Below are 2,462 nucleotides of genomic sequence, written 5' to 3'. Positions count from 1 at the left end.
GAACGTGTAGAAATTCGTATGCCTAAATCAATTATCGAGAAATTAGATAAATACCAAGAAGAAAACGGACTGTCTACAAGAACAGCAACTATTCTCGAATTATTGCGAAAAGGCTTAGAAAAATAACGTTGGCTAAAGCCAACCGAAATTCATCTCCCACCTACTCATTGGTGCTATTCGCACCTTCACATTCCTTGAGGATCCTTGAGGATGGGAGACTTCTTTCGGAAAGCCGTTAAAGGTAGCTTTACAGTACATTAATTAATTTAAAAGGTTTCGGATAAGAATTCCGAAACCTTTTTTGTTTTATACTTCCTTACTTCTTATTTTTAGTGAGTTCCTTCACTTCTGCTATTGAGTAGTAACCTAATTCTTTTGTAACTTGCTTTTTCTGTTCTGTATTTAAAGCTTCAAATGGAACATTCTCTGTCTCTATTTCCTCTGTATAAAGAATGACGTTGCCTTCTTTATTTAAATAGTAATAACCCATTTCTTTTGTCACATGTTTTTGTTGCATTGGTGTTAAGGCTTCAAAAATATAATTATGCTCGCTACCATTGCTAAAGCTTAATTCTCCTACTGCGTCATGTTTTTCTGGTTCAATACCTACTATAGGCGAATTATTTGCAGCCCATACAGCAGTTGTTGTACCTATAATTCCAATAATCAGAAGTGCTATGGTTGTTAAAAATATTGAATATTTTTTCATTTTTTTAACATTTAACATAAACATCAATCTCCTTTTTAATTGTTGTCCATCTCCAGATAAAGCCGTACAAAATCGAGCAGGTAAATCTCTCGAACCAGCCATAACGCTTAGTATTGTTTCACCATACCTTTTTCTTTCAGTAAAACTCATTTCTTTTACTACTTCTTCATCACAAGATAGCTCACTCCATATATGAATATCTTTTCGCAAGATGTACACAAAGGGATTAAACCAGTGTAACGCCCCCACGACTAAAAGAAGCATTTTCACCAATAAATCTTTTCGTTTTAAATGAACCAATTCATGATGAAGTACCATTTCAATATCTATATCCAAATTTTTACTAATAGGTAATATTATTTTTGGTTTTATCAATCCAATCAGTATAGGACTTCTTATAATAGGGCTATATGCAATATCAACTGTTCCATTTATCCCAAGTCTTTGCTTAAAATAGACCAATTTTTGCATGATTGCTCCATCCTTTAAAAGAGGAGAGAGGTTTTGATTCACGATTTTTGTAAACTTTTGATAACAGTATATTTGCCAAATAATAACGCTTAAAAAACCTAACCCCCAAATAATTAATAATATTTGAACTAGATTAGAAGATATAGGTTGTTCTGTAATACTTCCAATTTGGCTTCCTACAAAAATTTCGTGAGCAATGGGCTTAGTGCTAGATGTTACTACTTCTATAAATGGTTCTGGAGTGATTAATAATATGAACCATTGCATGATTATTGCTATTGGAAATATATAGAATGTAATAGCCATCTTTCCAAGTGTATATCTCCATTTTGCAGAAATATTATGAGGTTTTATAAGCTGTAGTAACAATATGAATCCTACGACAATACTTCCAGCGATGGTAAGGGAACTAATCAGTTTAAGAATATACTCCATATAGGTTAGAGCCTACCTTTCTGAAAACCATTGCTTTAATTCAGCAATGTCATCGTCTGATAGTTTGTCACCATCATAGAGCGCAGATAACATGTTCCTAACTGACCCTTGATAAATACTGTTTAATACGTTTTGTGTTTCAAATAGCTTATAGTCCTCTTTTGAAATACAAGGAATATAAGTGTTATTTCTACCATTTTTTGAAGCGATTAAAAATTTTTTTTCTACAAGTCGAGATAAAAAGGTGGAAATTGTCTGTATTTTCCAATTTTTACCTTTGTTTGTGAAAAATTTTAATAACTCATTCGATGTTACAGGAAAATCACATTCCCAAATTACCTCCATTAGCTCTAATTCTGTTTCGGATATTTTTTGAACTGATTTCATAAGTATACCTCCTATTCTTAATTTTGTACTACAATTTGTAGTACAAAAAATTTACTACATTGAATATTTAAAGTCAAGAGTTATGTGAAGTGTTTAAATACTTATCTAATTTATCACGTCTGTTGATTAACTAAATTTTCCTATAAAAAACTAATAAAAAAGAGAGATTCCATGTAAAATGTAAGTTACCACACCAACATTTACGAGGAGGAATCTCTAGGCTCGCGAATACCACGATTTTCACATTACTTCAAAACTTTATTTCACAGGAAGAGCTGGACGGGATTCTAGCTGAGTTTCAGTTTGAAGATACGGCTCGTAAATGTCATGTAGCGACACTTTTAGACTACTTGGTTGGTGCTGCTACATTTGAATGGAAAAGTATGCGCCACGCTGCGGATGTTGCACCCGCACACGGCTTAAAATCAGTGGACTATTCGACACTTTCAAAACGTTTAGG

General features: G+C 33.0%; 2 protein-coding genes. Both read right to left on the bottom strand.

The window, feature by feature from the left end; translation table 11 throughout:
* Positions 1–316: 316 nt before the first annotated feature.
* Positions 317–1,615 carry a M56 family metallopeptidase gene (locus tag DDE80_RS14130; protein WP_108308574.1) on the bottom strand — a complete coding sequence of 433 codons (1,299 nt, stop codon included), beginning with the start codon at positions 1,613–1,615 and terminating at the stop codon, positions 317–319.
* Between the two features lie 12 nt (positions 1,616–1,627).
* The gene (locus tag DDE80_RS14125) at positions 1,628–2,002 is read right to left on the bottom strand and encodes a BlaI/MecI/CopY family transcriptional regulator (RefSeq protein WP_108308572.1); all 375 of its coding nucleotides are present in this window, start codon (positions 2,000–2,002) and stop codon (positions 1,628–1,630) included.
* Between the last annotated feature and the right edge of the window lie 460 nt (positions 2,003–2,462).

The organism is Metalysinibacillus jejuensis, assembly GCF_003057615.1.
Taxonomy (GTDB): domain Bacteria; phylum Bacillota; class Bacilli; order Bacillales_A; family Planococcaceae; genus Metalysinibacillus; species Metalysinibacillus jejuensis.
Note: the sequence above shows the minus strand (reverse complement) of the source record. Positions and strands in the feature narration are given on the sequence as shown.